General features: G+C 42.0%; 6 protein-coding genes and 1 pseudogene. 6 read left to right on the top strand and 1 reads right to left on the bottom strand.

Annotated features, from left to right (window positions below):
• A pseudogene (gene msrA / locus H5232_RS16255) lies at positions 1–1,256 on the bottom strand (peptide-methionine (S)-S-oxide reductase MsrA); the annotation flags it as partial.
• A 167-nt stretch (positions 1,257–1,423) separates the two neighbouring features.
• Here msrA and H5232_RS16250 point away from each other — a divergent pair.
• The 6 genes from H5232_RS16250 (at position 1,424) to pcp (ending at position 7,295) form a co-directional block, all read left to right on the top strand.
• Entirely contained in the window at positions 1,424–2,941 is a 1,518-nt protein-coding gene (locus H5232_RS16250; protein ID WP_182719002.1) for a leucyl aminopeptidase, read from the top strand.
• 297 nt (positions 2,942–3,238) lie between these two features.
• On the top strand, positions 3,239–3,907 hold the full coding sequence (gene pxpB, locus H5232_RS16245; RefSeq protein WP_182719003.1) for a 5-oxoprolinase subunit PxpB: 669 nt from the start codon (positions 3,239–3,241) through the stop codon (positions 3,905–3,907).
• Positions 3,904–4,839, top strand: a complete 936-nt coding sequence (locus tag H5232_RS16240) for a biotin-dependent carboxyltransferase family protein (protein ID WP_149982470.1) — start codon at positions 3,904–3,906, stop codon at positions 4,837–4,839. The genes pxpB and H5232_RS16240 overlap by 4 nt, the downstream gene beginning before the upstream one ends.
• Before the next feature lie 65 nt (positions 4,840–4,904).
• On the top strand, positions 4,905–5,609 hold the full coding sequence (locus H5232_RS16235; protein ID WP_145233413.1) for a DUF969 domain-containing protein: 705 nt from the start codon (positions 4,905–4,907) through the stop codon (positions 5,607–5,609).
• Entirely contained in the window at positions 5,609–6,634 is a 1,026-nt protein-coding gene (locus tag H5232_RS16230; RefSeq protein ID WP_182831196.1) for a DUF979 domain-containing protein, read from the top strand. Before H5232_RS16235 ends, H5232_RS16230 begins: the two co-directional genes overlap by 1 nt.
• A complete protein-coding gene (gene pcp, locus H5232_RS16225; protein WP_220496083.1) occupies positions 6,627–7,295 on the top strand; it encodes a pyroglutamyl-peptidase I in 669 nt (222 codons plus the stop codon). Before H5232_RS16230 ends, pcp begins: the two co-directional genes overlap by 8 nt.
• The last annotated feature ends 28 nt before the right edge of the window (positions 7,296–7,323 follow it).

Raw genomic sequence — 7,323 nt, 5'->3', positions numbered from 1 at the left:
GCATTGATACAATAACGATCTTCACCTTTTTGGCCTTCACCTGGGAACAAATGCCCTAAATGAATACCCGTAGATTTAGATTTAATTTCAATACGTTGCATACCGTAACTATTGTCTTCATGCATGGTCACACTGTCTTTGATAGGGTGAGTAAATGACAGCCACCCGGTGCCCGATTTGAACCGATCCCGAGTATCAAACAGTGGTACACCACTGAGTTAGTCTATAAAAATACCATCCGGGGTATTTTTAAAAATATCGTACTGTTTACAAAACGGACTATCTGTACGGGCCTTAAATGCCACTGTATATGCTTCACTATCCCCTAATTTAAATGCGCCAAGTGCTTTATAAAACTCTTCGCTAGACACATAACCTTGGCGACCATAAACCTCTTTACCATCTTCTAAAAATAAGATTGTTGGGGTGGCCCAGGTCGCTGATTTAATCGTTAAACCATCAAGTTGATCGGCTTTACGATAAGTGACGGCAATGGTTCCTTGATAATCATTTAACACATCTTTTTTGAGTTTTTCACAATAAGGGCAGTAATCTCGTGAATCAATGATCACTATCTGCTTTCCTGCGAGTAAAGCCGTATTATCAACTTTATCATCACTGCGTTTTTCAAAAACAACGCCTGTTGAATGATCAGGGCAATAGCCATTAGGATTTTTAACTAAGTAGTCTTGGTGATATTCCTCAGCCGGAAAAAATACCGTTAATGGTTTTATAATGGTTTTTATAGAGCCATAACCAGCTTGGGTTAGTTTATCTTGATACTGCTGTTTTAATTCTTCAGCCAGTGCAGCTTGTTGCTCAGTAGTAGTTAAAATAATTGAACGGTACTGCGTGCCAATATCATTTCCTTGGCGATTTTTTTGCGTTGGATCATGACTTTCAAAGTAACTTTTTAATAACGTTGCAGCACTGATTATATTGCTATTGTAAGTAACCTGAACAACTTCAGCGTAATTATTTTCATCGAACTTGCGCGATGATTGGGTAATATTACGATAAGTTGCTTTAAAACCCTTACCATCTGCATAGCCTGACTTTGCATCAATTACACCAGGAAGCGCTTCATAACGTTTTTCTGCCCCCCAAAAGCAACCAGAACCAAGTACCATGGTTTCTAAATGCATTGTTGCTTGAATATCATTATCTTTTTCATTGTTAAGGGAAACACCATAACTTGCCGCACTGAACAAAATTGTTAAAGTGGTTAATTTAAGCCAATTCTTTGCTGCCAACATACTCTACCTCTTTCTATTTGTTGCTTCATTTTAGTAGACCTTGAAGCAGAACATATTATTTCAGGAATGTGGGTTATTTTATCGCTCATTATTGCGGCTTTACCGAATCCGACTTAACCTATGCGAATAAATGAGGTAAAACGTGTTTATTTAATAAAGGTACAAACATGAAAAACCTTATTGCTTTTTCTGCATTATCAATTGCCCTTGCACTTAGTACGCAAAGCCATGCTGCAGAGTTTAATTTTTCTTCCAAGCTTGATAGTAATGCACAAGCATTAGTGTTGTTTTACAGTGAGGATGGGAGCAATACCGCATTTAACTCAATCAATAAAAAGTTCAATGCTCAATTACAGCACGCTATTGAAAATGAAAGTTTTAGTGGCAAATACGCCAGTACTGTTGAATTAATTGCACCTTATAATAGTGACTATAAACGCGTGCTAATTGTTGGTACCGGTAAGCAAGATAAGCTTGATAGAGCGTTAATGACCAAACTAGGTGGTAATATTCATGCGCGATTAATGAGCAGTAAAACAACAACTGCTGCGGTTGCATTCGATGACGTTGAAGGCGTAAACAATAACAGTGTACTTAGTGCTCACTTTGCACACGGTGCAAATTTACGCGACCATCGTTTTGAAAAATATAAACAAACTCCGAACACTCACACTGTCAGTTATCATTTTGACGTTAGTAATTCCAAGCAAACAAAACGTAACTATTCTGAACTTGAAAGCATTCAAGCAGGAGTGTTTTTAGCACGTGATTTAACCTCAGAAGTGGCCAGCGAAATGACTCCTGTTGACTTTGCTAGTGCGGCAAAAGAGCTTGAGTCTCTAGGTGTAGAAATCACTATTTTAGAGCCTAAGCAATTAATAGAACTAGGTATGGGGGCACTTGAAGCTGTCGGGCGTGGCAGCGAACAAGGCGCTCGCTTAGTCGTTGCACATTACAAAGGCTCAAACGCGACCCCTATTGCTCTGGTTGGTAAAGGGATCACCTTTGACTCTGGTGGTTATAGTATCAAAACAGGCGCATCAATTGCGCGTATGAAATCTGATATGGCTGGCGCCGCCGCTGTACTTGGGACTATCAAAGCAATGGCGCTTGCAAAAGCTGACAAAAACATTGTTGCCGTTATGGGTATGGCTGCCAATATGGTGTCGCAATACGCTGTTGCCCCTGGTGATGTGGTTCGCACCGCAGAAGGTTTAAGCGTTGAGATTGTTAATACTGATGCAGAAGGACGCTTAGTATTAAGTGATGCAATGTGGTATGCACGTGAATATTTCAAGCCGGAGATCATGATAGACGTTGCCACCCTTACCGGCTCTAAAATCAAAGCCGTAGGTAACGATTATGCGGCGGTGTTTTCTGATGACGATACGCTTGTTACGCAACTCACTTTAGCTGGAATGCAAGTAAACGAAAACCTATGGCGCTTACCGCTGGGATATAAAGAAACCTTAAGTTCAGACATTGCCGATCTTAAAAACCTAGGCTCAAGTGGCCCCGGAGCAACAACGGCCGCCAGCTTTTTGCAACATTTTGCTGGTGAAACTCGTTGGGTACACATAGATATTGCAGGTAATGCACTAGCAACTAAAGGAAAAGATGAAATTTCACCAGGCGGCACAGGTTATGGTGTGCGCTTGCTCAGTGAGTGGCTGTTAAGTAATTAGCAGTAAGCTATTATAACTTAATGCATTCTACTAACATCATTAGTTGTTATAACAACTGTGGCATTATCAAACACCTACTCTAAGCAATAGTGAGTGATATGCCACAGTTTTTTATAGTCTGACTCACATATCTAGTTTACGTGTATTAGTCCAGAACATTCCATAACCAAACTAATGTGTTTGCGCTACACTGGGTAATGTTAATATTGCAAGGTTGTTAACTAGTCGCATCGCTATAAACATTTCATACGTTATATGCTAGTTTGAGGTATTCAAGAATAATAAATACATTTGGCTATGGATCAACAAACTATCTCTCCAACTATTAGTGTCCTCAGTAATAACAGCATATTGCTTGATGCCACTGCCCTAAACGATGACAGTCTGAGCATTCAAAAAAAAATCTGGGCACTAGTGCAACAATGCAACACCAGCGACGCCTTTATAGATGTAGTACCCGCAATGAACTCGCTGACAGTTTATTTAATAGACCCTACTTCGCTTGCTCACTGGCAAGCTCAGTTAGCACTTTGGTGGGCAAATATAAATCCGCACTACTATCAGGGTAAGCATCATAAAATTATTACCCAATACGGTGGTGACTATGGCCCAGATCTAGACTATGTAGCTGAGTATCACAATTTATCGCCACAACAAGTAATTGATATACATAGCCAAGGGCATTATCAAGTATTGTTTTTAGGCTTTCAGCCAGGCTTTGCATATTTGCACGGTCTGAATAGTCAATTACATACTCCGCGCAGAGCACAGCCGCGAACTCGAGTGCCCAAAGGTTCGGTTGCCATTGGCGCTAATCAAACCGCGATTTACCCAGCTGATTCGCCCGGTGGTTGGCATATTATCGGCCACAGTGATTTTGCATTATTTGACAGTGAAAATACTCCACCATGCGCAATACAACCAGGCGATACGCTGCAATTTATTACTAAGGAGTCGGTATTATGATCACCGTAATAAAGCCCGGAATGCAAATGACGATTCAAGATCTCGGCCGTCATGGCTATCGTCATTTAGGAATTGCCCAATCTGGTGCGCTTGACCCTTATGCAATGATCATTGCCAATCGTTTAGTGGGCAATGATGATAATCAAAGTGTTATTGAGATCACTTTAGGCTTAGCGCAATTACAGTTTCAATGTGCCACTGTTATTGCGCTGCATGGCGCTGATATGCAAGCAAAGCTTGATGGAGTAAGTATTTATCCCGGCTGGAGTTATCCAGTAGAGCAAGGACAAACACTGACATTTGCCACAGCTCGGCAAGGTTTTCGCAGCTACCTCGCAATTAAAGGCGGCATTGATTGTCATGCAGTGATGAATTCAACAGCCACCGATATTGCAGCAGGTTTTGGTGGCCTAACGGGCGCGCCTTTACAAGCCAATGATCAAGTCCCAATCACGCCATTTGATGGCAATTGGCCGCAACGTGGTGCGATTGCCCCCGCTAAGCGCAGTGTGATCCGCGTCCATTCAGGCCCACATCAACAATTACTATCACAACAATTTAGTGATTTTTTTGCCCAGACGAAATGGCAAGTCAGTCCGCAAAGTAATCGTATGGGAGTAAGGCTCAGTACTGAGCATAATCAATTAATGCATACACATTCATTGCCTTCTTTAGCTGTTAGCCCGGGCTCTATCCAACTAACACCCAGTGGTGAGCCTATCGTATTGCTAAATGATGGCCAAACAACCGGAGGATACCCGCTACTTGGTACTATAATAAGTGCGGATCAACACCAATTTGCACAACTTAAACCTGGTGACTTTGTAATATTTGAATTCGTCAACCTAGCAGCTGCAAATACTGCGCAGCGAAAACTTGACGCTCACCTACAACAATTGACTATTGCACTAAAAAACTTGAGCATCAGATAACCAATCACTAAATAAAAGCTCAGCTTAATAAATAATAATAAACACAGCACAGTGTAGGAACTATGATGTTTGATCTTAATTATTGGCCATTAATTGGCATTCCAGTGGTTGTGCTAGGATTTGCCTTGCGCTTTAACCCACTGATTGTAGTAACCGTTGCTGGCCTTGCAACTGGTTGGGCGGTAAATTTAGATATCCTCACCCTTTTGCAAACCTTTGGCGAGAAGTTTATGAACTCTCGTCAACTGGCCAGCTTTATTCTTATTTTACCCGTTATCGCACTGCTAGAGCGCTATGGTTTACAACAGCATGCGAAAAACTGGATTGCACAAATTCAAAGTGCCACCAGCGCACGTATATTAGCCCTGTATTTTATCGTTCGAGAATGCTCAGCAGCCCTTGGGTTATTAAGCCTTGGCGGTCAAGCACAAACTGTTCGTCCATTATTAGCCCCCATGGCATTAGGTGCCGCGACCAATAAACACGGTGAGCTGCCAAAACCCATAAAAGACATGATCAGCGCCCATGCAGCTGCCGTTGATAATATTGCGATGTTCTTTGGAGAAGACATTTTCATTGCTTTTGGTGCTGTACTATTGATGGATGCCTTCTTAAAGGAAAACGGCATTGCCGGTATTGAACCGCTGCATATTGGTTTATGGGCTATTCCGACCGCCATTGCCGCACTCATTATTCATTTATTTAGATTATCTCGTTTAGAAGCAAAAATAGCTCTGGCTGTTGCTCACTACAAACAGCAGGAAGTGTGATGAGTAAAGTACTAACAACCGATGTAACTAACTCAAACGCTACAATTATCACCATTGAGAACATTTATTTATTAATTGGTCTCGTTGTGATGTTTTTAGTTGTTCGAACGCTGCAAGACAAAAACCATCCAAAAAGGCTCACTACAGCATTATTTTGGTTGTTATTTGGTAGCAGTTTTTTATTTGGTGATGTATCGATTGCCTTGTTCGGCAAAGCCAACACTTATTTATGGGTTGGTGTGAGCGTAGTATTAATTGCCCTGTTAGCGGGCTTAAACCTAGTAAGCATGGGCAGTTATCAACCACTCACTGAACAGCAACAAACACAATCGGCCTCTCGCCTGGGCAATAAATTATTTGTTCCCGCATTAATGATACCCGTGATCACGGTATTACTGACTGTTTCTTTTGATGGTATCGCAATTGGTGATTATTACTTACTTGATCAACGTCATTTAACTCTCGCATCGCTCACTATAGCGTGTGTGTCTGCGCTACTTATTGGCTGGAAAATTACTGGGGGAAATCCGATTGAAGCTGTCACTGAATCCCGTCGGCTGCTAGATTCTATCGGTTGGGCAGCAATACTGCCACAAATGCTAGCAATGCTTGGTGGCGTGTTTATTGTGGCGCAAACAGGAGACTCAATTAAAGAGTTGGTTACTTTATTTATAGCGCCAGAGAATCGTTTTATGCTGGTGGTGCTGTATTGTGTTGGCATGGCGTTATTTACCATGGTGATGGGAAATGCGTTTGCTGCATTTCCGGTAATGACTGCGTGTATTGCTATGCCTTTTTTAATCGAAGGTCATGGCGCCAGCGCCGCACCACTGGTAGCAATTGGGATGTACAGTGGTTACTGTGGAACGTTAATGACGCCAATGGCAGCAAACTTTAATATCATTCCAGCGGCATTACTCGACCTAAAAGACAAATACCATGTTATAAAGGTGCAAATACCTACTGCGCTGGCCTTATTAACGGTCAATATTATTTTAATGTATATGGTGGTTTTTAATGACTAAACTGACATCAAGCATGCCCTGCGTATTGATAACTGGGTTTGCACCATTTGGCGGCGAATCGCTCAATCCGTCGTGGCAAGCGGTAAGCAAACTCGACGAATATTTAATCGCTAAGCACCGAGTAATAGCCCTTGAGCTACCGTGTGAGTTTAATACCTCATTAGAGGTGCTTTATAAAGCCATAGAGCAGCATCATCCGGTTCTAGTATTATGTATCGGCCAAGCCGGTGGCCGCAGTGAAATAAGCATAGAGCGTATCGCGATTAATATTGATGATGCCCGAATTAAAGACAACGCAGGAAAGCAACCCATTGATCACCCCGTCGTCAATAATGCCCCTGCTGCTTATTTTGCACAATTACCTATCAAACGCATGTTATTAGCACTGCAACAAAGTGAGATCCCAGCCGCCATTTCTAATACAGCGGGTACATATGTGTGTAATCACGTTATGTATGGTCTATTACATCATATCAATGAGCATGAACCACACATCAAAGGGGGCTTTGTACATATCCCTTATTTACCAAGCCAAGCTGTGCACCATAATGGCGCACCGAGTATGAGCGAAGAAACCGTGCTAAGCGCGTTAAAAGTAATGATCAACGAAGCTATTGTTGCAAAACAAGATGTAAAAGTCGCGGCTGGCACCACCCACTGACCAATTTGGTGCATCAGCGGCCATGCTG

This window comes from Pseudoalteromonas sp. SG41-5, assembly GCF_014164495.1.
Taxonomy (GTDB): domain Bacteria; phylum Pseudomonadota; class Gammaproteobacteria; order Enterobacterales; family Alteromonadaceae; genus Pseudoalteromonas; species Pseudoalteromonas rhizosphaerae.
Note: the sequence above shows the minus strand (reverse complement) of the source record. Positions and strands in the feature narration are given on the sequence as shown.